General features: G+C 65.3%; 19 protein-coding genes. 7 read left to right on the plus strand and 12 right to left on the minus strand.

Going from position 1 to position 20,644, the window contains the following annotated elements; all coding sequences use genetic code 11:
• The first annotated feature begins 124 nt into the window (after nucleotides 1–124).
• On the plus strand, nucleotides 125–1,033 hold the full coding sequence (locus Q0030_RS29565; protein WP_298375231.1) for a LysR family transcriptional regulator: 909 nt from the start codon (nucleotides 125–127) through the stop codon (nucleotides 1,031–1,033).
• Nucleotides 1,034–1,084: 51 nt separating this feature from the next.
• On the opposite strand, the gene Q0030_RS29570 is transcribed toward Q0030_RS29565, so the two are convergent.
• The 3 genes from Q0030_RS29570 to Q0030_RS29580 form a co-directional block, all read right to left on the minus strand.
• On the minus strand, nucleotides 1,085–1,237 hold the full coding sequence (locus Q0030_RS29570; RefSeq protein ID WP_298375233.1) for a hypothetical protein: 153 nt from the start codon (nucleotides 1,235–1,237) through the stop codon (nucleotides 1,085–1,087).
• Between the two features lie 132 nt (nucleotides 1,238–1,369).
• Complete coding sequence (locus Q0030_RS29575) at nucleotides 1,370–1,834, minus strand: hypothetical protein (RefSeq protein ID WP_298375236.1); 465 nt, start codon at nucleotides 1,832–1,834, stop codon at nucleotides 1,370–1,372.
• A 41-nt stretch (nucleotides 1,835–1,875) separates the two neighbouring features.
• On the minus strand, nucleotides 1,876–2,202 hold the full coding sequence (locus Q0030_RS29580; RefSeq protein WP_298375239.1) for a hypothetical protein: 327 nt from the start codon (nucleotides 2,200–2,202) through the stop codon (nucleotides 1,876–1,878).
• A 115-nt stretch (nucleotides 2,203–2,317) separates the two neighbouring features.
• Here Q0030_RS29580 and Q0030_RS29585 point away from each other — a divergent pair, with 115 nt between their 5' ends.
• Nucleotides 2,318–3,250 (plus strand): LysR family transcriptional regulator, encoded by a 933-nt coding sequence (locus tag Q0030_RS29585; protein ID WP_298375242.1) that lies wholly within the window; start codon nucleotides 2,318–2,320, stop codon nucleotides 3,248–3,250.
• A gap of 43 nt (nucleotides 3,251–3,293) precedes the next feature.
• Here Q0030_RS29585 and Q0030_RS29590 read toward each other — a convergent pair whose 3' ends face one another.
• From Q0030_RS29590 to Q0030_RS29600, 3 genes are all read right to left on the minus strand, one after another.
• On the minus strand, nucleotides 3,294–5,567 hold the full coding sequence (locus tag Q0030_RS29590) for a TonB-dependent receptor (RefSeq protein WP_298375244.1): 2,274 nt from the start codon (nucleotides 5,565–5,567) through the stop codon (nucleotides 3,294–3,296).
• Between the two features lie 148 nt (nucleotides 5,568–5,715).
• Complete coding sequence (locus Q0030_RS29595; RefSeq protein WP_298375246.1) at nucleotides 5,716–6,087, minus strand: hypothetical protein; 372 nt, start codon at nucleotides 6,085–6,087, stop codon at nucleotides 5,716–5,718.
• A 160-nt stretch (nucleotides 6,088–6,247) separates the two neighbouring features.
• The gene (locus Q0030_RS29600; RefSeq protein ID WP_298375248.1) at nucleotides 6,248–7,672 is read right to left on the minus strand and encodes an aldehyde dehydrogenase family protein; all 1,425 of its coding nucleotides are present in this window, start codon (nucleotides 7,670–7,672) and stop codon (nucleotides 6,248–6,250) included.
• 96 nt (nucleotides 7,673–7,768) lie between these two features.
• Here Q0030_RS29600 and Q0030_RS29605 point away from each other — a divergent pair, with 96 nt between their 5' ends.
• On the plus strand, nucleotides 7,769–8,674 hold the full coding sequence (locus Q0030_RS29605; RefSeq protein ID WP_298375251.1) for a LysR family transcriptional regulator: 906 nt from the start codon (nucleotides 7,769–7,771) through the stop codon (nucleotides 8,672–8,674).
• A 58-nt stretch (nucleotides 8,675–8,732) separates the two neighbouring features.
• Here Q0030_RS29605 and tuf read toward each other — a convergent pair whose 3' ends face one another.
• On the minus strand, nucleotides 8,733–9,938 hold the full coding sequence (gene tuf, locus Q0030_RS29610) for an elongation factor Tu (protein WP_298375254.1): 1,206 nt from the start codon (nucleotides 9,936–9,938) through the stop codon (nucleotides 8,733–8,735).
• A 361-nt stretch (nucleotides 9,939–10,299) separates the two neighbouring features.
• Here tuf and Q0030_RS29615 point away from each other — a divergent pair, with 361 nt between their 5' ends.
• Both Q0030_RS29615 and Q0030_RS29620 read left to right on the plus strand, forming a co-directional pair.
• Complete coding sequence (locus Q0030_RS29615; RefSeq protein WP_298375256.1) at nucleotides 10,300–10,920, plus strand: hypothetical protein; 621 nt, start codon at nucleotides 10,300–10,302, stop codon at nucleotides 10,918–10,920.
• A gap of 124 nt (nucleotides 10,921–11,044) precedes the next feature.
• The gene (locus Q0030_RS29620; protein WP_298375259.1) at nucleotides 11,045–11,818 is read left to right on the plus strand and encodes an SDR family NAD(P)-dependent oxidoreductase; all 774 of its coding nucleotides are present in this window, start codon (nucleotides 11,045–11,047) and stop codon (nucleotides 11,816–11,818) included.
• A gap of 261 nt (nucleotides 11,819–12,079) precedes the next feature.
• On the opposite strand, the gene Q0030_RS29625 is transcribed toward Q0030_RS29620, so the two are convergent.
• The 4 genes from Q0030_RS29625 to Q0030_RS29640 all read right to left on the minus strand — a co-directional run bounded on the left by Q0030_RS29625 (nucleotide 12,080) and on the right by Q0030_RS29640 (nucleotide 18,168).
• Nucleotides 12,080–14,551: a TonB-dependent receptor gene (locus Q0030_RS29625; RefSeq protein WP_298375262.1), complete on the minus strand. Its 2,472-nt coding sequence runs from the start codon at nucleotides 14,549–14,551 to the stop codon at nucleotides 12,080–12,082.
• A gap of 326 nt (nucleotides 14,552–14,877) precedes the next feature.
• Nucleotides 14,878–15,552 (minus strand): RraA family protein, encoded by a 675-nt coding sequence (locus tag Q0030_RS29630; RefSeq protein ID WP_298375265.1) that lies wholly within the window; start codon nucleotides 15,550–15,552, stop codon nucleotides 14,878–14,880.
• Nucleotides 15,553–15,791: 239 nt separating this feature from the next.
• On the minus strand, nucleotides 15,792–16,817 hold the full coding sequence (locus tag Q0030_RS29635; protein WP_298375267.1) for an amidohydrolase family protein: 1,026 nt from the start codon (nucleotides 16,815–16,817) through the stop codon (nucleotides 15,792–15,794).
• 22 nt (nucleotides 16,818–16,839) lie between these two features.
• Complete coding sequence (locus tag Q0030_RS29640) at nucleotides 16,840–18,168, minus strand: MFS transporter (RefSeq protein WP_298375269.1); 1,329 nt, start codon at nucleotides 18,166–18,168, stop codon at nucleotides 16,840–16,842.
• Between the two features lie 201 nt (nucleotides 18,169–18,369).
• Here Q0030_RS29640 and Q0030_RS29645 point away from each other — a divergent pair, with 201 nt between their 5' ends.
• Both Q0030_RS29645 and Q0030_RS29650 read left to right on the plus strand, forming a co-directional pair.
• On the plus strand, nucleotides 18,370–19,305 hold the full coding sequence (locus Q0030_RS29645; RefSeq protein WP_298375271.1) for a LysR substrate-binding domain-containing protein: 936 nt from the start codon (nucleotides 18,370–18,372) through the stop codon (nucleotides 19,303–19,305).
• A 242-nt stretch (nucleotides 19,306–19,547) separates the two neighbouring features.
• Nucleotides 19,548–19,898 (plus strand): hypothetical protein, encoded by a 351-nt coding sequence (locus tag Q0030_RS29650; protein ID WP_298375274.1) that lies wholly within the window; start codon nucleotides 19,548–19,550, stop codon nucleotides 19,896–19,898.
• A gap of 6 nt (nucleotides 19,899–19,904) precedes the next feature.
• Here the strand turns inward: Q0030_RS29650 and Q0030_RS29655 are convergent, their stop codons facing one another.
• Entirely contained in the window at nucleotides 19,905–20,618 is a 714-nt protein-coding gene (locus Q0030_RS29655) for a gamma-glutamyl-gamma-aminobutyrate hydrolase family protein (RefSeq protein WP_298375276.1), read from the minus strand.
• Between the last annotated feature and the right edge of the window lie 26 nt (nucleotides 20,619–20,644).

Consider the following 20,644-nt stretch of genomic DNA (forward strand, 5'->3'; position numbering starts at 1 on the left):
TCCGGGTGTCGCGGCTGCGTCCTGCGGCCGCTTTCTGGAGGCAACGATATCGTCTAGGATTTGCCGATAAAGCCGTTCATTCTGACGTCACTTGTCAGGAATGGCGAACAATCGGGGCCTAATCGTGGACCGCATCGATCTCTTCCGCATCTTCGCCCGCGTCGTCGAGTGCTCGAGTTTTACGCGGGCGGCCGACACATTGGGCCTGCCGCGCTCGTCAGTCTCGTCGGCCGTCGCGGAGTTGGAGCAGCGCATCGGCGCCCGGCTCCTGCATCGCACGACGCGAAAAGTGACGCCCACGCATGATGGCGCAGCTTTCTACGAGCGAGCCTTGCGCGTCGTCGCCGATGTGGAGGAGGCCGAGAGCCTGTTCGGTCACGCCGCCGCCGACCCGTCGGGCCGGCTCAGGGTCGACGTGCCCGGGCGGATTGGTCGCTTGATCATCGCGCCGGCGCTGCCGGCTTTCCTCGATCGCTATCCGCAGATCGAGATCGATCTCGGCGTCACCGACCGCGCCGTCAATCTGATCGAGGACTCCACCGATTGTGTCGTGCGTGTCGGCCCGCTCGGCGATTCCGGCCTGATCGCGCGGCCGCTCGGCAACCTGACGCTGATCAATGTAGCGAGCCCCGGCTATATCGCGCGCCACGGCACGCCGCAGACGCCAGACGATCTCGGCGTGCATTGGGCGGTGAATTATGCCTCACCATCCACCGGCCGCATCGAGGCGTGGGAATGGTCCGAGCATGGCGTGGCGCGCACGATTGCGATGCGCGGCCGCGTCACGGTTAACAGCGCCGAAGCCTATATCGCCTGCTGCCTCGCTGGCCTCGGCCTGATCCAGATCCCGGCCTACGACGTGAAGCGGCATCTCGATGCAGGAGAGCTCGTCGAGCTGATGCCGCAGCATCGCGCGGCGCCGATGCCGATGACCTTGCTCTATCCGCACCGTCAGCATCTGTCGCGGCGGCTGCAGGTGTTTGCGGATTGGCTGACGGGCCTTTTGAAAGAGAAGCTGCTCGTCGCGGGCTAGTTCGAGCGCGTCAGAGCTTCGGCGCGATGCCCGTGCAGGAGTCGTGGTGCGTCAGCGCTCGCTGCTGTTGACGCGGGTCGCGGCCGTCCGCGTCGCACGAGCCACCTCGACCTTGGGTTGGAAGAACAGGCGGGGCGCCACCGAGACCAGTCCGAAGGTCATTCCGAGGAATGCCAGGAACGTATCGAGATAATTGAGCTCCATTTCAGTTGTCTCCATTCAGCCTGCACGGACCTTGGCCCGGTGCAATGCGTTCGATAAACCAGATATGGTCCGAGATATCTCTCGGTACAATAGAAACATTGATCTCGGAGCAATACTCTCAATGCTCCGCGTCTAGGCGGCAATCCGGCCCTGCTGCGGGTGCCGTTGCTCGATGGCTTTGACGGAGTTTTCGAATGCCTTTTCCAGGACCCCTCTGCCGATCGACCCGAGCACAAGACCGAGGAGCCATCCTTTGAGATTCTTGCCCTCGCGCACCACGACGACGTCAATGTCGGTCGCGCCGTCGGACCGGCGCACGAAGTTGTAGGTGTGGCCCGACTTGCCGCCCCACACATTGGAGTCGGTCGTCGTCAGGACCACATGGTCGGGGTCGGACCAGTCATAGTGCAGGCGTTCCCAGATGCCGTTCGAGCCTTCCGTCACGTCAGCCTCCGCGGGGCCGCGGTGATGCACCTCGAGATAGGCGTCCGCGCTGTTGCCGAACAGTTTGGATCGGCCCGGTCCGAAGTCGGTGAGGCCGCTGACATACTGCTCGGGCGTCAACATGGTCGTCCGATGAAGGTGGATCGTGGACATCTTTGGCTCCTGCGCGATGGAAGGCACCGACGGCGTGGCGATCAGTTCGAGAGCGCGCGCGACGTGCGGACAGTCAGGCCGTCGCCGGTCCGGCTGATCTCGACTGCGTCGGCCTGGTTCGGCGTCGAGAGCAGGGCGCGCTGACCGGGCGCTAGCACCGATACGAAGCGAACCGGTGTTCCGGCTTCGCCCTGCGCGAGCGTGGTCACGACGCGATATCCATCGGGCTCGACGGTGTAGTAGGCGACGCCGGACACGTCGCCGAGATGGACGCTTTGGCCCTCGATCGGCTTGAGCCCGGTAGCGTGTCCGGCTCCCAGCGAGGCCAGGGTGAAGGCGGCGGCGAGAATTGTGCTGCGGATCGACATGGGATCCTCCTTTGGCTTGAGTATCGGAACCTGGGCAGCGGGCGATTGCCCGTCCGCTCCCTTGCCGGAGGAGATGGTCAGGCTATGATCATCGATCAAACAGATAGGATCGATAATGGCCATCGATGCTGTCAATTTGGGTCGAGTCGACCTGAATCTGCTCGTTCATCTCGATGCGCTGCTCACCGAACGGAGCGTGACCCGGGCGGCGGCCCGCGTCGGCATCGGCCAATCCGCGATGAGCCACAATCTCGCCCGCCTGCGCGAACTGTTCGATGACGAGCTGCTCACGCGAGGGGCCGATGGCATGCGCCTCACCCCGCGCGCGATGACCTTGGTTGATCCGGTGCGGACCGCGCTCGCACAGGTCGAGGCGGTGCTTCGGCGCGAGACGACCTTCGATCCGGGGACGGCGGTGCGGACGTTCAGGCTCGGCCTGTCGGACAGCATGGAGATCCTGATCGTGCCGCGCCTGCTGGCGCGCATGCGCGAGCTCGCGCCGGGCATTCACCTGCGGCTCTACAATGTCGATACGTCCCGGCTGCTCGATGACCTCGACGCCGACGAAGTGGATCTCGCGCTCTCCTACGGGCCGATCCAGCAGGGACAATTGCATCACAAGCAGCGCGTGCTGTTCACCGAGAGCTTCCTTTGCATGTTCAATGCCGAGAAGACCGGTCTCACGCCGCCGATCTCGCTTGAGGACTACATCCGGCTTCCGCACGTGCTGACCAGCCTGCGGCCGGGGCGCAGCGTGCGCGGCTTCGTCGACGAGGCGCTCGAAGAGCTCGGGCTGCAGCGTTCCGTTGCGCTGACCACGCCGCGTTTCCTCACCGTGCCGTACCTGGTGGCGCAAGCGCCGGTGATCGTCACGATGGGCGCGCGGCTGGCGCGGCGCTTCGCCGCCGATCTCGGGCTCAGCCTCAGTCCGCCGCCGGTGAAGGTGAAGGACGTCACGGTGTCGCTGCTGTGGCACGCGTCCTACCATCACGATCCGGCCCATGTCTGGTTGCGGGACCAGCTGGTCCAGCTGGTCGCCGAACTGTGAGCCGGCACGGCGGGGCGCGCCTCGTGCAACGCGCCCGGGCTCGTCAGAACTTCTGCGTGATGCCGGCGTAGAAGCCGCGGCGCGGGCCGTATTGCGGCGCGAACACGCCGATGCCGGAGCCGTCGCGGATCTGGTAGACGGTGTCGAACAAATTGACGACGTCGAAGCGCAGCGTGGTCGGCTTGTTCGGCGCGACAATGTTGAAGTCGTGCGAGACGCCGACGTTGACCTGCGCGTAGGGCGGCACCGTGCCGGTGTTGGCAAAACCGCTGCGCAAGCCTGAGCCGTAGATCACCGACGCGCTGAACTTGGTGTCGCGCCACTGGTACCAGCCGCCCACGGATGCCGTCAGGGTCTGGGCATGGTCGGTGTTGATATAATTGTTTGCGATGAATGCGAGCGCGACCGGATCGAACAGATACTGGTTCGAGACGACGGTGGTGGCGACCTGTTTTGCAATGGCGACGTTGCCGTAGAGATGCAAATTGTCGTGGTCGTATCTTGCCGTCAGCTCGACGCCCTGGTTGGTGCCTTTCGCATAGTTGAAGGCGGTCAGGACGTAGGCCTGGCCGAACTGGCCGTCGTCGAGCAGATCGGTCGCGATCTTGTAGTAGGCGTCCATGCCGACTTCGAGGCCGGGGATCGCGTAGACCTTTTGCGTGACGCCGATGTCGAATACGTGCGAGCGCTCCGGCAGCACGGGGTCATTGGCGGTGGTCGCCGGCTGCGCGGTCGTGTTCTGTACCAGCGCAAGGTTGGTCGGTGCCGCCAGCACCTGCTCGGGCGGCGTGAAGTTGCGGGCATAGCCGGCATGGAAGGTCGTGCCGTCATAGGGCTTCCATGTCAGGCTGATCCGCGGGCTCAGCTGGTTGGCATCGACATATTGCCACATCTGGTCGAAGCGCAGGCCGGCATTGAGCGTCAGCTGGTTCGTGATCTTCCATTCGTCGGCGATGTAGGTGGAGAACAAATATCCGGTCTTGGCGCTGGTATCGAACACGGACAGCGGCGCATCGACCGGGTTGCCGGCGCCGTCGAGCGGCAGCACGGTCGAGCCGTTGTTGACCAGCGAGCGCTCGGCGCTGACCGCGACGCCGAACTTCAGCGTGTGCGCGAAGCCCAGCCGGTAGGAGGTGTCCTCCTGGATGCCGTTGATGAAGCTCTGGCGATAGACGTCCGACGCAACGCCGTTGAAGACGAGATCGCCGACCGGATCGGGCATGAAGTGCAGCTGGCTGTAGCGATTGAAATAGGCGACCTGGTAGTCGAACCCGTCGCCGGACTTCTGGTAGGCCACGACGTTGAACTGGTTGAACTCGTGCTGCCGCTCATTGAGCAGCGCGGAATCGAAGTTCGAGACGCCGTAAGCGGTGAAGGCCGGCGTTTGCCCGGGATTGTTGGGGATCTGATAGGCGCCGTTGGAGACGCCGCCGATATAGGTCAGCCGGCTGGTCGGATCTATCGCCGTCGAGACATAGGCAAAGCCCTTCTCCTGATCAGTCCGGTCGTGGATGGCGCTATAGGCCGGCGTCGGGTTTTCGATGCCGACATCGCTGCCGAAATAGCGGCCGGAGACATAGTACTGGGTCTGTCCGACCGTGCCGCCATAGTCGACGCTGGTGGTGAAGGTGCCGTGGCTGCCGCCATAGACACTGACGCTGCCGGAATTGTTGAAGGCGTCGGCCTTGGTCTGGATGTCGAGCACGCCGGCGGTGCGCAGGCCATACTGCGCCGGCAGCGCGCCCGTGATCAGTGCCATGCTGCCGACGATTCCGGTGTCGATGATCTGGCCGAAGGCGCCGACGCCGTCCGGCAGCATGATCCCGTTGATGCGGTATTGCAGGTTGGCGTGCTCGTTGCGCACATGCAGCTCGCCGCTTGCAGCGGAGTCCTGCGAGACCCCGGGCGCCTGTAGCAGCGCCTTGTCGAGAGTGGTGTTGGTGCCCTGTGGCAGCGCCTCGAGGGCTTGCCGGCTCATCTGGTAGCTGTTGGCGCCGGTCGGCGCCAGCAGCGCCGCGCGGGCCTGGTCGAGCCGTGTGTTCTGGCTTGCGACGGCTTGAGCCTGGGTCTGTTCCGGAGATTCCGTCGTCGTCGATACCGCGCCGGTTCTGCGCGCGCGGTGGCCGCCGCCGCTCGCAACGCGCGTCTTCGGCTTGTTCGGTCCGGCCGGCGCGGTGTGGCGTTGCGGCGCCGTCACCGTAATGTCGGGAAGAGTCGTTGTCGGCGCGGTCGTCTGCCCGAATGCGGCGCCGTTGATCCCGTAGACCAAGAGCGATGCGGCGCCGGCAGCGGCGTGTCGTCTGATATGTCCTGACATGTTGGTTCTCGATCTCACGAGGCTGCGATCCGGATCCTTTCGAACAGGACGCGGTCGAGCCCGCCGTCGATGCGCGACGGCGAAATTCCCTATTGCTCAAACGGCAGCCGAATAGTGGCCGCGTTCGACGTTCAGTCGTGCAGGGAGTTCAGGAGATCGGAGGCGCGCGCGGCTGATAGTGCAGCCGGCCGATGTCGAGCGGCGCCGCATAATTGTCGATGTGCCAGGCGAGCAGAGCGACGGCATCGGGCAATTGGAGTGGTGGCAACGCCGGCGCCGGCGTCGCCGTGCTCGTCATCGCTACGACGGCGCAGATGGCGCAGAGATCTACGGCCTGATCGGAATCAGGATTCGAACGAGGCTCGTCGCGCGAGGCGTTCTCGATATGCGCCGCGAACGACGCTGTCGCCTGTGCCGGCGCAATGGCATGGAAATGGCCGAACGACAGCACGAACTGGACCGCCAGCGCCAAAAACGCCAGCCGAGCCCCGTGCCTGATGTTCGAACGAAACCACTTCATGACGACGCCATTTCCGCGTCGAGAGGTCAGAAGACCGATGGACGGCGCCTGCGACGCGGTGTCGCACAGTTTCGAAAACGTGCCGGCCTGTCAATCCGCATTGCCGGGCAATGCGATCAATTTCCGGCCGCCCCGACGATTCTGCAACACCGCGCTCGCGTCAGGCTGCGTTCGCACCAAGCAATGTCTTCGGCTCGAGATAGGCCTCCAGCCCGAACGGGCCGTTCTCGCGGCCGAGGCCGGATTGCTTCATGCCGCCGAACGGCGCCAGTGGTTCATGTGGGGCGCCGTTGATCACGACGCGGCCGCTGTCGAGGCGGGCGGCGATCTGTTCCGCATGCGCCCGGTCGCCGAACACATAGGCCGAGAGGCCGTAGCTGGTGTCGTTGGCGATGGCGATGGCGTCGTCCTCGTCGCGATAGCTGAGGATCGCCAGCACCGGCCCGAAGATTTCCTCGCGCGCGATCCGCATCTCGTTGCTGACGCCGGCGAACACCGTCGGGCGCACGAAATAGCCGGAGAGTCCCTCGGGCCGGCCTTCGCCGCCGGTAAGCAGGCGCGCGCCTTCCTCAAGACCGAGGTGGATGTAGCGCTGCACGCGCTCCCATTGCGTCTGGCTCACCATCGGTCCGACGGTGGTCGCGGGATCGCGGGGATTGCCGACCTTGACCCGCGTCTCGATCGCGGCCTTCAGGCGCGCCTCGAACTCGGCGCGACGCCGTTCTGATACCAGCACGCGGGTGCCGGCGACGCAGGCCTGGCCCGAATTCATGAAACCGGCTTCGATGACACCAGGGATCACCGCGTCGAGATCGGCATCGTCGAGGATGATGGTCGGCGACTTGCCGCCGAGCTCGAGCGTCACCCGCTTCAGGCTGTCGGCGCTCGCCCGCACGATCGACTTGCCGACCGCTGTCGAGCCGGTGAAGGAGATCTTGGCGATGTCGGGATGTGCCGTGATCGCGTTGCCGACGTCGGCGCCGCGGCCGTTGACGACGTTGTAGACGCCTGCGGGCAGGCCGGCCTCGTGCAACGCGCGCAGCACCACCTCGGTCTGCATCGCGCTCATCTCGCTCGGCTTGATCACCGCGGTGCAGCCCGCGGCGATCGCATAGGCGAGCTTGTTGCAGATGAAGCCGGCGTTGGAATTCCACGGCGTGATCAGCCCGACGATTCCGACCGCCGCCATCACCACGCGGGCGGTGCCGATCTCGCGCTCCAGGGAAAAGTCGGTGAGCGTGCGCGCGGCGGCAAGGAATGCGTCGGCGGCGTAGTCGGCCATCCAGCTCGATCGTGAGACCGGCGCGCCGTACTCCTCGAGCACGGCCTCGCGCAGCTCGTCGACATGCGCGCGCATCGCGGCGTGCAACGCGTGCAGCATGTTCAGCCGCTCGTCCTTGCTGGTGCGCGCCATTGCGGGCAGCGCGCGCTTCGCCGCCGCGACCGCGGCGTTGACGTCGTCGGCGTCGCCGAGCCGCACCTGGCCGATCACCGCGCCGGTCGACGGATTGTGCAGGTCGAACAGCTCGTGGCCGCGAGGCGTGACGAACTTTCCGTCGATATAGATGTGCTCGATGATGCGCATGTGATCTCTCCGCGTTGCGATAGGGCGGAGATAGCTCTGGCGACTGATCCCGATTAGTGGCATTAAAGCGGATGAATTGATCCGGAAATCGGGATAATGAGCCGGGGACGACTGATCGAGCTGGAAGCGGCGGTGGCGGTCGCGCGGCGCCGCAGCTTTCGCGCGGCTGCGGCCGAGCTCGGGTTGTCCACCACGGCGCTGAGCCAGGCGATCGCTGAGCTTGAGGCGCGGCTCGGCGTCCGCCTGTTCAACCGCACCACCCGGAGCGTGTCGCCGACACCGGCCGGGGAGCAGTTCGTCGCCGAGGTCGCGCCGGCGCTGACCGCGATCCGCGACGCATCCGACGCCGTCAACCAGCACCGCGCGACGCCGACCGGCGTGCTGCGGCTCAACACCTCGGCGGGCGCGGCGCAGCGCATCCTGCGGCCGATCGTCTTCGAATATCTCAACCGCTATCCCGAGATGTCCATCGATATCGTCACCGAAGGCAGGTTGATCGACATCGTGCGCGAAGGCTTCGATGCCGGCTTCCGCCTTGCCGAGCAGGTGCCCGCTGACATGATCTCAGTGCCGCTCGGGCGCGACGAGCGTCTCGTCATCGTGGGCGCACCCGCCTATCTCAAGGGACGCAAATTACCGCGGGTACCAACCGATCTTGCCGCGCATGACGGCATCCGCATGCGCCTGCCCGCGGGCGCGGTGTACCGGTGGGAATTCGAGAAGGACGGCGAGCAGGTGCTGGTGGATGTTTCCGGCCGGCTGACGCTCGACGATTCCAGCCTGATCCGCGAGGCCGCGCTCGCAGGATACGGCCTCGCCTACATGTCCGAATGGGACGTCGCCGGCGATCTGCTCGAGGGGCGGCTGGTGCAGCTGCTGGCCGAGTGGACGCCGCCCTATCCGGGGATCTGCCTTTATTACCCCAGTGGCCGCCACGTGCCCGCCGGCTTGCGCGCCTTCATCGATCTGATCCAGCAGCGGCGAAGGCAGGCTGGGGGCTGATTGCATCGCTCCGGCCGTTGTGAAAATGGGGGCCCGGCTCGCGCCGCGCCCCCATCCCTCACTCCACGATCGCGGTGACCACGCCGGCGCCGACGGTGCGGTTGCCTTCACGGATCGCAAAGCGCGACCGCGCTTCGAGCGCGATCGGCTTGTTGAGCTCGATCGTGAACTCGGCGCTGTCGCCCGGCATCACCATCTCGGCGCCATCGGCGAGCTGGACAGTGCCGGTGACGTCGGCGGTCCGGAGGTAGAACTGCGGACGATAGTTGGCGAAGAACGGCGTGTGCCGGCCGCCTTCGTCCTTCGTCAGCACATATACTTCCGCGCGGAAGGTCCGGTGCGGCGACGCACCACCCGGATGCGACAGCACCTGACCCCGCTGCACCGTGGCCTTGTCGATCCCGCGCAGCAGGCAGCCGACATTGTCGCCGGCCTGCCCCTGGTCGAGGATCTTCCGGTAGCTCTCGATGCTGGTCACGACCGACTTGCGGGTCTCGCCGAAGCCGACGATCTCGACCTCGTCGCCGATCCTGATCGTGCCGCGCTCGACGAGCCCGGTCACCACGGTGCCGCGGCCGGCGATCGACTGCACGCCCTCGATCGGCATCAGGAACGGGCGATCCTTCGGCCGCTCGGGCAGCTCGATAAAGCTGTCGAGCGCCTCGAACAGCTTGAGGATCGCCTGATCCGCCAGCGGACCGTGCTCGCCGCGCAGCGCCTGCATCGCCGCACCGCGCACGATCGGCGCGTTGTCGCCGTCATACTGGTACTTCGACAACAGATCGCGTACCTCGATCTCGACGAGATCGACCAGTTCCGGATCGTCAGCGACGTCGCACTTGTTCAGGAACACCACGATGCGCGGTACGCCGATCTGGCGCGCGAGCAGGATGTGCTCGCGCGTCTGCGGCATCGGTCCGTCGACGGCGGAGACGACCAGGATCGCGCCGTCCATCTGCGCCGCGCCCGTGATCATGTTCTTCACATAATCGGCGTGGCCCGGGCAGTCGACGTGCGAGTAGTGGCGCGCCGCCGTCGAGAACTCGACGTGGCTCGTCGCAATCGTCAGGATCTTCGTATCGTCACGCGTACCTTGCGCGGCCGACGCCTTGGCAACGTCCTGGTAGGAGACGAACGCGCCCCAGCCGTGGTCGGCTGAAACCTTCGTCATCGCTGCCGTCAGCGTCGTCTTGCCATGATCCACGTGGCCGATCGTGCCAACATTGCAGTTGGGCTTGAGGCGGATGAACTTCTCTTTGGCCATGGGACACCTGTGGTGTTCGAGCTCCCGTGCTGGGTTTGCACGACTCGAGGCACCGCGAGAGCCCGTTCGGCGCCAGGAGCCGCTTCCGCTCCGGGCTGCCTTCCAATGTCAGGTGTGACGTGAGGTCAGGTCCAAAGCAGAATGGCGGCGGACGAGGGCATTAGCCCTCCCGTCATCAGCATCGATGCTCGCTGTGACTGCCGCATGTTGGAAACCTGGATCGCTCGCTCTACAAAGGAGGCGAGTACATAAGGGGTGACCGCGCGATTGGCAAGAGGCGGGGCCGTCGCGCCGAAGCGCCGCGCTGGCGTAGCCGACGTCCGAAGGGTATAGTTCGCGCGCACAAGTGACGGTCTCCCGAATGTCGATCTTCGCAAGCAAATCTGGTCTCGCAATCATCGCCGCAGTGCTCTGTCTCGGCGCCCAGCAGGCCAACGCCCAGGCTGGACCTGTGCGCTACTGGACGCCGGGCTCGCTGTTCGGCTTCGGCGGCAGCCTGGCCGATGGTCAGAAGGCGGATACCTACGGCAACTTTCCGGGCTTTGACGCCGCCGCCCCGAAAGGCGGCGACTTCTCGTATCTGAACGGCCGTCCGGATGGCTGGTTCATCGGCGGCGAAGGCGGCCGCGTCGGCTGGAACACGCTCGGTCAATCGGCGGCATTCGGCTCGCTCGAATATCAGGGCGCGCAGGTCGGCTACAATTTCAAGGGTGTCGGTGATACGCCCGTGACGTTCTTCGCCGGCTTCGACTCGTTGAAATACAATCCCCCCGGCGCCGGCGGTCCGCTGGCGCCGTTCAGCGGCAATCCCGGCGTCAACGCCGGGTATACGGCACGTGCGGGCGTGGAGTTCCGCCCGACCTCGAATGTCACCCTGTCGTTCGGCGCCGGTTTCACCCAGCAAGGGGCGGAGCGCATGGACAGCGACATTCATTCGCAGCTGCTGCCCGGCCAGTCTCCGGTTCTGTTCGGCGGCCGCTAGCGCGAAGCCTCCAGCCTGACGGTAGCGCGTCAGCGCAAGACCACAGCGTTGCGATCCTGATCCAACCAGAACTTCAATCAGAACCAAGAAGGCTCGAGGTCGCGAGCACAGTCAGGATCGAACCATGGACATGCAAGGCAAGATCGCACTCGTCACCGCCGCAGCGTCGGGCGCCGGCCGCGCCGGTGCGCTCATTCTCGCTCGCGAGGGCGCGGCGGTCGCGGTCGTCGACCAGAACGAGGCCGGCGCGGAGGCGGTGGTCGGCGAGATCAAAAAGGGCGGCGGCCGCGCGCTGGCGCTGACCGGCGATCTGCGCGACGATGGCTTTTCGCGCGACATCGTCGCTGCGACCGTGAAAGAGTTCGGCGTGCTCGATTGCGTCTGGAATCATCTCGGTATTCCCGGTCCGTCCGTGATCGACGATCTGGAAGGCTGGGATCTCAGCGTCGATCTCAATTTGCGCTCGCAGCTGATCACCACCAATGCTGCGCTCGGGCAGATGACGGCGCGGCGCAAGGGCAGCATCCTGTTCACCGCATCGACCTCGGGCCTGGTCGGCTCGCCTTGGAGCCCGACCTATTCGGCGGCCAAGGCCGGCGTGATCGGCCTCGCGCGGGCGCTCGCCAAGCGTCACGCCAAGGACGGTGTGCGCGTCAATGCGATCTGTCCCGGCGCGATCGACACGCCGATGCTGCGGGTGTTCGTCAACCGGCCCGACCAGCCGGGCCACAACGAGGCGGACCCCGAAGAATTGATCAAGGCTGCGGTGACCCGCAACCCGATGGGCCGCGCCGCGCGCCCGGAGGAGATCGCCGAGGTCGCGGTGTTCCTGCTGTCGGACAAGGCCTCGTTCGTCACCGGCATCGCGATGCCGGTCGACGGCGGGACAGTGGCGTAGGGGCTCGCATCGCTCGCCAATGCCTGGACAGGTTGAATAACCTCCGCGAAGGAAGTGCGCTCCCTCTCCCGCTTGCGGGGGAGGGCTGGGGTGGGGGTGTTTCCGCGATCGACACTCTTTATGGGGAGAGAGCCCCCACCCGGATCGCATCTGTCGATGCGATCCGACCTAAGAGCGAGCTTCGCTCGTCTCGACCCCGCAAGCGGGAGAGGTGCGGCGAGTTCGCGTCGCTGGCTCGCCGCACCTTGACTTCATCGCGCCCTAGAACTTTGCCCTGATGCCGGCATAGGCGGCGAGCGGCATGCCGGGCACGAAGGTGCGGGGATCGCTCAGCTGCGCCATCAGATTGGGCAGGCCGCCAGCACTGGTAAAGCCGCCCGTTTGGTAGAACGCGCCGCTTAGATAGTAGTGCTGGTTGAACACATTGTTGATCAGGCCGAACACCTCGATGTTCTTCGTGACCTGGTAGGACGTGTGCAGATTGACGACCGAATAGGCCGGCACCTTCGGGCTCTGGTTGGTGTAGTCATGCATGATCCACTGGCTGCCCACGACGTTGAGGTCGGCGCCGACCTTCCACGCATCGGTCACGTTGTAGTCGACACCGGCCTTGAAGCGGTGCGCGGGAATGCCCGGGATCTGATCACCCGGCGTGACGTTGACAAATTGCGCGCCGGCATCGTTGGTCAGGGCATTCGGATTGTTCGGCGAGGACAGCGCGATCGCGCTTCGATAGGTTGCGTCGACATAGGTGTAGTTGGCGTAGGCATTCCAGCGATCGAGCCGATAGTCGAGCTTGGCCTCGATGCCCTGCCGCAGGGTCTGCCCGGCATTCTGGAAGAAGCCGAAATTGTTGACGCCGAGCGGGCTCGTGACCTGGATGATGTCGTCGTCGGACAGGGTGTGGAACACGCCCAGGCCCCAGCTCAGCATGCCGGTCCTGGCGTCGCGGCCCCAGCTGCCGCGCAGGCCGGCCTCGACGGTGTGCGACACCACCTGCTTGAGCGGCGGGTCGGCCACCAGGAAGGTGTCGATCATGCAGGGATGGTTGGGATCGGAGCAGCCGAGCTCCAGCGGCGTCGGTGCGCGGTTGGCCTCCGAATAGCCGGCATAAGCAGTGAGGTTCGGGGTGATCTTGAAGGTGCCGCCGATCACCGGGTTGAAGCGCTGGAAACGATTGCTGCTGTTGAGCAGGTCGTTGGTCCCGGTCTGGTCCTGCAAGTCGATCTGGGCATAATTGAATCGTCCACCGGCAGTGACCGACAACCTGTTCGTCACGTCGAACGTGTCGGTGAGGTAGACGCCGGTATAGGTGTTGGTGGCGCGCAGGTCGACCGGGCTGAGACCGGCGTCGGGCTGGTTGATGAAGACACCGGTGCCCGTCACGAACAGATTTTGATCGACCGTGCCGAGTTCGCTGGTCGCAGCAAACTTGGTGTTGCCATGGTCGACGCTGACGCCCATGACGACGTGGTTGTCGTGCCCGAACAGCTTGTCGGTATTGGTGAACTGGGCCGTACCGCCAAAACTGTTGGTGGCGGCCCGGTTACGATCGAGTTCGCCAAGGAAAGCGTTACCCAGCGTGTTCGGAGTCGCCGGACCGTCCGCCGGACCGAAAACCGGAAGGCCGTCGCCGATGCACAATGTCGTGGGATCGTCGCACGGCGCAACGTCGGTGCCGTTGCCGTCGACATGGGTCTGCCGGAAGCCGCGGAAATAGGCGTTGCCCTGGAAGGACCAGGTGTCCGAGAAATTATGGCTCAGCGTGGCGTTGACGAAGGCGAGCTGCAGCATCGTCGATTGTGGCCAGGTGTAGACGCTCGACCAGCGCTGGTTGAGCATCTCGACCGGCGTTGCGGCGACGTTGCCGAGCAGATTGCTGGCGCCGGTGAAATTGACGTGGAATTCGGTGTCGTCGTTGCGCGCGCCGATGTCGACATACATGCGGTTGACGTGCGAGGAATTAGCGTAGTCGCGCCATCCGCGGTCATAGGCGGATTCGAACGCGGCATAGGCCGAGATATTGTCCTTCTGGCCGCCGGCCTGCACGCTGCCCTGCACGCGCCCAAAGGAGCCGCCGAACACTTCACCTTCGACGCCCTGATAGGTGAAGCCGTTCTTCATCTGGATGCTGAGCGCACCGCCGATCGCGTTGAGGCCGAACACGGGGTTGTTCGGAACCAGCGACACCCGGTCGATGGCCTTTTCCGGGATGAAATCCCAGTTGACCACGTCGCCCCAGGATTCGTTGATGCGGACGCCGTTCTGATAGACCGCGATGCCCTGCGGCGTTCCCTGAACCGGCGAGGCGACGAAGCCGCGGTAGTCGAGATTGCGCTGGAACGGATTGCCGGTCTGGTCGGTCAGCGTGACGCCGGGCAGCTTGCGGTTCACCGAGTCGAGAAAGTTGGTCGAATAGTTGCGGCTGAAATCTGCCGAGGTCAGCACCTCGGTGTTGGACGGGATCTTGTCGCGATCAAGCAGGCTTGAATCGCGCTCGGAGGGGCCCGGGACCCCGGTTCCGCCCTCGGGCGCCGCCGCGGTTTGCGCCGGCGCGGCCCGTGTTCGGGCGGTGCGCGAGGTCCGCACCACCGGCCGGGAGGCGGGCTTGATGCTGCGCGTACCCGAAAGCGGCGAGGGGGCAATCACCGTGACCGGCGGCAGTTCGGTCGGGGCGGGGGTCTGGGCTTGCACCATCGTCAGCGGCGCCGCGGCTCCGATGGTGGTGAGCATGGCCGCAGCGCCGCGCGTCGTGACCGAACCAGACCAAAACCGTGTTGCCGCACGCAACAACGCACCAGCCATAACGCCCACCCTGTTGTCCCGGTTCGGCTTTTATCCCCGACGAACCTTGGCTTCGAGACTGCGGGAGCACTTTAGCTTTGGCAAACAAGATGTGTCCCGGAGGTCCGGGATTCTTTTCCATCTGGAATCGGGAAAAATTCCCGATGCCGGTGAACGGACGCGCCAACCGTTCGCGCGGCGGCGATTTTCGCCGGTTTTGCGGAGACTTATGCCCAAGAGGCAGGCATTCCGCCTCTTGGGGCAGCGGCGGTGGGTCAGTCCTTGAACTCACAGCCGAGGCGCTGCAAGGCCTCATCGACCCAGCGGCGGTCGCTGGTGCCGGCGAGGATCTGCTGGATGGCCTTTTCCTCGGTCGCCTTCTTGGCCTCGGTCAGCTTGCAGACGGCTTCGGCGTCGTCATGCGGCACGCAGAGCACGCCATCGTCGTCGGCCACGATGAGATCGCCGGGCTCGACGATCATGCCGTCGATCGAGATGGCGCAATTGATCTCGCCCGGGCCGTCCTTGTAGGGGCCGCGATGGGCGACGCCGGCGGCGAACACCGGGAACGATCCGGCGCGGATCGCGCCGGCATCGCGGATCGAGCCGTCGATCACAAAACCCGCGACGCCCTTCTTCTCCGCCAGCGTCGACATGATCTCGCCGATGATGGCGTTGACCAGGACGCCGCCGGCATCGACCACGATGACGTCGCCCGGCTGGGCCAGGTCGATCGCCTTGTGCACCATCAGATTGTCGCCGGGCCGGGTCTTCACGGTCAGCGCCGGGCCGCCGAGCCAGCCGCCGGCATGCATCGGCCGCAGCCGGTTGGTGCCCGCGATCCGCGACATCACATCGCTGATATTGGCGACCGGCAGCGTGCGGTAGCGCGCGACGAGGTCGGGCGAGACTTTCCGCTTCGCCTTGTGAATTGCAAATCCTATGGCCATCGGTGTTCTCCGGAGTTTGTGTTGCGCGTGATTGCTTGGAGCACGGTTGAATTGGGTCGCATGGTGGCCGCGCAGGAGGTGCGCTCCCTCTCCCGCTCGCGGGGGAGGGCCGGGGTGGGGGCTCTCTCCACGAGTCACCCAGTGGAGAGAACCCCCACCCGCATCGCATTTGCGATGCGACCTCCCCCGCAAGCGGGAGAGGTGAAGCAGGCTCGTGGCCCGATCGGTTCCATCATCGTTCAGTGCGCGCGGCGGTCGAGATGGGCGTTGAGGCGGGGATAGACGCGGCGGGCGTTACCCTCGAAGATCTTGGCCTTGTCCGCAGCGCTCAGGGGCAGCGCATCGATGTAGCGGCGGGTGTCGTCGAAGTGATGTCCCGTTTCAGGGTCGATGCCGCGGACCGCACCGACCATCTCGGACGCGAACAGGATGTTCTCGACCGGGATCACCCGGGTCAACAGCTCGATGCCGGGGAGATGATAGACGCAGGTGTCGAAGAACACGTTCTTCAACAGATGCTCCGACAGCGGCGGCAGCTTCATGTCCTGTGCGAGGCCCCGGTAGCGGCCCCAGTGATAGGGCACCGCGCCGCCGCCATGCGGGATGATGAAGCGCAGGGTCGGGAAGCGCTTGAACAGGTCCGAGGTCAGGAACTGCATGAAGGCGGTGGTGTCGCCGTTGAGGTAATGCGCGCCGGTGCCGTGGAAGCAGGGATTGCAGGACGATGAGACATGGACCATCGCCGGCACGTCGAGCTCGACCATCTTCTCATAGAGCGGATACCACCATTCGTCGGTCAGCGGCGGATCGCACCAATAGCCGCCGGCGGGATCGGGATTGAGGTTGCAGCCGATGAAGCCGAGCTGGGTCACGCAGCGCTCGAGCTCCTCGATGCAGTTGGCAGGCTTAACGCCAGGGCTCTGCGGCAGCTGGCAGACGGGGACGAAATTCTGCGGGAACAGCGTGCAGACCCGGTGCACGAGGTCGTTGCAGATCGTGGTCCATTCGCGGCTGGTTGCTTCCTTGCCGACATGGTGCGCCATGCCGGCGGCGCGCGGCGAGAAGATGGTGACGTCGGTGCCGCGCTCCTTCTGCAGGCGAAGCTGCGCGCCCTCGACGCTGGAGCGGATCTCGTCGTCGGTGATGCCGAGATTGGTGGTGAGCGGCCGGCGCGATCTGTCGGCGAGGCCGGCGAGCTGCTTGTCGCGGAAGATCTGCAGCTTGGCCGGCTCGGTGGTGTAGTGGCCGTGACAATCGATGATCATGGTTGCGTCCTTGGCGTAGTTGTCAGTGTGCGACGGATGACGGGATCGCGCCCGTCAATTCTGTCTCGCGCGGTTTGACGCGCATGGTGGCGGCGATGGCGGATGCGACGAACAGGAAGCCGGCAATGCCGACCAGCGCCCAGGAGAAGCTTCCGGTGGAGTCCTTGATCAGGCCGATGCACCAGGGGCCGATCAGCCCGCCGAACTGCGCCAGCGTGTTGACCATGGCGATCGCGGCGGCGCCGGCCGCGCCGGTCAGCAGCGAGGCGTTGATGCTCCAGAACAACGGATTGCCGGCGTTCAGGCTGAAGCCGACGATGCAGAGGAACACGAAGGCCAGCACCGGGCTCGCGACATAGGCGCTGCCGAGCATGGCGACGGCGGCGAGCAGATAGACGGCCGCGAGATGAAACTTGCGGTCGCCGGTCTTGTCCGAGCTGCGGCTCACCACGATGGTGCCGACGACGCCGAGCAGCGGCGGGATCGCCGACAGAAAGCCGACCTCGATGTTGCTGAGATTGCCCATGCCCTTGATGATCTGCGGCAGCCACAGCAACAGGCCATAGATGCCGACCAGCGCGCAGCCGAACAGCGCCGCCAACAGCCAGACCCTGATATCGAGCACGCATTCGATCAACCTGTGCTGCCCCTGTTGTTCGATCTCGGCCCGCTCGGTGGCGAGCTCGCCCTCAAGCCAGGCCGCTTGCTCTTTGGTGAGCCAGCTCGCCTTGGCGGGACGGTCGGTCAGATAATAGAGCGTGAACAGGCCGAGCAGAATGGTCGGCACGCCCTCGGCGATGAACATCCATTGCCAGCCATGCAGGCCGGACGCGCCGTCGAACCACGTCATGATGCTGGTCGAGATCGGCCCGCCGAGCACGGCCGAGAACGAGCCGGCGATGATGTAGCCGGCCACCGCGCGGGCGCGATAGCGCGCGGGGAACCAGTAGGTCAGATACAGCACCACGCCGGGCATGAAGCCGGCTTCCGCGACGCCAAGGCCGAACCGCATCACATAGAGGCTGAGCGGATTCCAGACAAAGGCGGTCAGCGTGGCGACGAGGCCCCAGGTGATCAGGATGCGCGCGAGCCAGATCCGGGCGCCGAGCCAGTGCAGCATCAAATTGCTCGGCACCTCGAGCACCATGTAGCCGAGGAAGAAGATGCTGGCCGCAAAGCCGAAGATCGCGGGGCTGAGGCCGAGGTCCTTGTTCATCGTCAGCCCGGCGTAGCCGAGATTGATGCGGTCGAGATAGTTGAAGAACATCATCACGAACAGGATCGGGATCAGCCGCCAATAGACCCGGCGGATGGTTTGTTGTTCGAGCTCGCTGACGGACGCTTGGCCCATTGGAATCCTCCCTTGCTTCTTGTTATCGCGCTTGTGATCCGAACCGGGCGGAGCGCCTGTTATTCGCGGCGATTTCGCATGGCTGACCGGCTGCGCGTGTTGCCCCTTGGAGCATCGGCGTTCTGCCGCCAAGATCGGGAAACGGCCGTGGGAGGTCAAATACCGCTTTGACGCGTCACTTATAGGGAAACGGAATAAGCGATGGATTACAGGCAGCTTCGCTACTTCATCGCGGTGGCCGAAGAGCTCAGCTTCAGCCGCGCCGCCAAGCGGCTGCATGTCAGCCAGCCGCCGCTGAGCACGCAGATCAAGGCGATGGAGGAGGAGCTCGGCACTCAGCTGTTGTCGCGGACGCGGCGTGCGGTCGAACTCACCCAGGCTGGCCAATTGCTGCTGGAGCACGCACGGCGTGCCGTCAGCGAGCTCGACCTCGCGTCGGAGACTGTGCGCCGTGCAGCGCGCGGCGAAGCCGGTGCGGTCCGCGTCGGCTTCACCGACTCGGTGCCGATGCTCGAGATGTTCGCCGAACTGTTCCGCAGCTTCCGCGGCAGCTATCCGCGGGTGAAGATCGAGCTCAGGCACATGTCGACGGCAAAGCAGCTGCAGGCGCTCGCTGACGCCGAGCTCGACGTCGCGATCATGCGGCCGCCGCTGGATTTCCGGCCCGCGGCCGATCTGCAGGTTCATGTCGTCTGGCGCGACCGGTTGATGGTGTTCCTGCCGCTCGATCATCCGCTGGCCGCCGCGCCCGGCAAGCTCAGCGTTGCGGACCTTGCCGAGCACGAATTCGTCGGCATGGCAGAGAGCGGTTGCGGCGTTGGCGACCAGGCGGCGATGCTGTGCCGGCGGGCCGGCTTTGCGCCGCGGATCGCGCAGGAGGCGCATGAACTGCGCACGGTGCTCAGCCTCGTCGCCGCGGGGATCGGACTTTCGATCCTGCCGTCCTGCTACCAGCACGCCGGCGTCATGAACGTTGTCGCCAAAGCTCTGGACACGCCGGATGCGGAGAGCCGCATGCTGGTGGCGATGCGCTCGAACGCCTCGCTGCTGCCGCGCCGGTTCGTCGAATGCGCGCTGCAGGCGGCGTCGCGAAGCGCACCGCCGCTCGTCCCCGAGGTCGCTGCGGCGATCCGCTGATCGAGCCGCGCCGAGGCCGATCGCGCGCGCATGAGATGGCGGCCTGCCGTGCACGGCGGTCCGCGCTCCCATACTTTCGTCGGCCGTAGTCTCCCGGAATGCAGTCTGGCGTCGCTCTTGCATACTTCAATGCAAGGTGCTGGGGCGCCGATTCGTCGTGTTTCGCCGGCAAAGGCAATGTCGCCGGCGAACAGCAAGTGATGCGCGCCCGCAGCTGGATCGACACTTGCGGAGACGACACCATGCACGCCATCACGCGTGCGGCACTGCTGCTCGGGACGATGTGGTTGACATCGCCGACCCTGGCGCGCGACGACGGCCGCTACGCCAATTCTCCTCTAAAGCCCTGGTTTGAAAGCCTGCACAGCGGTTACGGACAATGCTGTTCCGACGCCGACGGATCCGTGGTCGCCGATCCGGACTGGGAATCGGATCACGGTCATTACCGCGTGCACATCGACGACGAATGGGTCGTGGTGCCGGACGAGGCCTTGATCACCGAGCCGAACAAGATCGGGCGAACCATGGTGTGGAAGCACTATATCGACGGCCACCCGCGCGTGCGCTGCTTCATGCCGGGCAGCATGACCTGAGGGTTCTCACTCAGGCGCGCGACGTGTGAGGAAGCGCGTGACCACGCCGCCGAGCGTGGCGTGGTCGAGTGGCTCAGTGAGCGATGCCTTGGCGGTTTCGACCACGGCGTCGGGCGCGAGGCCGCGGCGCAGCTCGCACAGCGCGTCGGCGTAATCGGCGGTGAACTCCGGATGCGGCTGCACCGACAGCGTCGTGCCGTTGGCATAGAGCAGCCCGGCATGCGGCGTGAACTCGGACGACATGATAGTGCGTGCGGAGGCGGGCGGGGTAATCACCTGGTCCTGATGCGAGGCGGCCGCCGCGATCGTCTCGCCGTCGATCAGCCCGTTGTCCGGCGCTATCCGATAGATGTGGCGGCCGATGCCCCAGCCCTTCTCCGATTTGCGCACCGTGCCGCCGAGCGCCTGCGCGATCAGCTGATGGCCAAAGCAGACGCCGAGCATCGGAACACGCGTGTCATGGGCGGCGCGCACAAAGGCTTCGAGCGGCGCGATCCAGGCGACATCGTCATAGACGCCGGCCGCTGATCCCGTGATCAGGATCGCATCCAATGTGGCCGGATCCGGAAGTGCCTCACCGTTGGCGACGCTGACGACGTCGCAGGCGATCGAGGGATCGGCAGCGGCCACCATACGCTGGAACATCTGCGGATAGCTGCCGTGGCGCTCACGGAATTGCGGACTGACGAGCCCGGTTTCGATGATGGTGATGCGGGGCATTGAACGCGCTGATGGATGAGCGGGGA

Source organism: uncultured Bradyrhizobium sp., assembly GCF_947648125.1.
Lineage (GTDB): Bacteria > Pseudomonadota > Alphaproteobacteria > Rhizobiales > Xanthobacteraceae > Bradyrhizobium.

Bases quoted from the DNA above. Each gene is read 5' to 3' on its own strand.
- Q0030_RS29580 (WP_298375239.1), bottom strand. From the start codon at position 2,202: ATGTCGATCCGCAGCACAATTCTCGCCGCCGCCTTCACCCTGGCCTCG.
- Q0030_RS29625 (WP_298375262.1), bottom strand. From the start codon at position 14,551: ATGCTCACCACCATCGGAGCCGCGGCGCCGCTGACGATGGTGCAAGCC.
- Q0030_RS29600 (WP_298375248.1), bottom strand. From the start codon at position 7,672: ATGCGCATCATCGAGCACATCTATATCGACGGAAAGTTCGTCACGCCT.
- tuf (WP_298375254.1), bottom strand. From the start codon at position 9,938: ATGGCCAAAGAGAAGTTCATCCGCCTCAAGCCCAACTGCAATGTTGGC.
- Q0030_RS29585 (WP_298375242.1), top strand. From the start codon at position 2,318: ATGGCCATCGATGCTGTCAATTTGGGTCGAGTCGACCTGAATCTGCTC.
- Q0030_RS29635 (WP_298375267.1), bottom strand. From the start codon at position 16,817: ATGATCATCGATTGTCACGGCCACTACACCACCGAGCCGGCCAAGCTG.
- Q0030_RS29650 (WP_298375274.1), top strand. From the start codon at position 19,548: ATGCACGCCATCACGCGTGCGGCACTGCTGCTCGGGACGATGTGGTTG.
- Q0030_RS29575 (WP_298375236.1), bottom strand. From the start codon at position 1,834: ATGTCCACGATCCACCTTCATCGGACGACCATGTTGACGCCCGAGCAG.
- Q0030_RS29615 (WP_298375256.1), top strand. From the start codon at position 10,300: ATGTCGATCTTCGCAAGCAAATCTGGTCTCGCAATCATCGCCGCAGTG.
- Q0030_RS29655 (WP_298375276.1), bottom strand. From the start codon at position 20,618: ATGCCCCGCATCACCATCATCGAAACCGGGCTCGTCAGTCCGCAATTC.
- Q0030_RS29570 (WP_298375233.1), bottom strand. From the start codon at position 1,237: ATGGAGCTCAATTATCTCGATACGTTCCTGGCATTCCTCGGAATGACC.
- Q0030_RS29630 (WP_298375265.1), bottom strand. From the start codon at position 15,552: ATGGCCATAGGATTTGCAATTCACAAGGCGAAGCGGAAAGTCTCGCCC.
- Q0030_RS29595 (WP_298375246.1), bottom strand. From the start codon at position 6,087: ATGAAGTGGTTTCGTTCGAACATCAGGCACGGGGCTCGGCTGGCGTTT.
- Q0030_RS29605 (WP_298375251.1), top strand. From the start codon at position 7,769: ATGAGCCGGGGACGACTGATCGAGCTGGAAGCGGCGGTGGCGGTCGCG.
- Q0030_RS29640 (WP_298375269.1), bottom strand. From the start codon at position 18,168: ATGGGCCAAGCGTCCGTCAGCGAGCTCGAACAACAAACCATCCGCCGG.
- Q0030_RS29645 (WP_298375271.1), top strand. From the start codon at position 18,370: ATGGATTACAGGCAGCTTCGCTACTTCATCGCGGTGGCCGAAGAGCTC.
- Q0030_RS29590 (WP_298375244.1), bottom strand. From the start codon at position 5,567: ATGTCAGGACATATCAGACGACACGCCGCTGCCGGCGCCGCATCGCTC.
- Q0030_RS29620 (WP_298375259.1), top strand. From the start codon at position 11,045: ATGGACATGCAAGGCAAGATCGCACTCGTCACCGCCGCAGCGTCGGGC.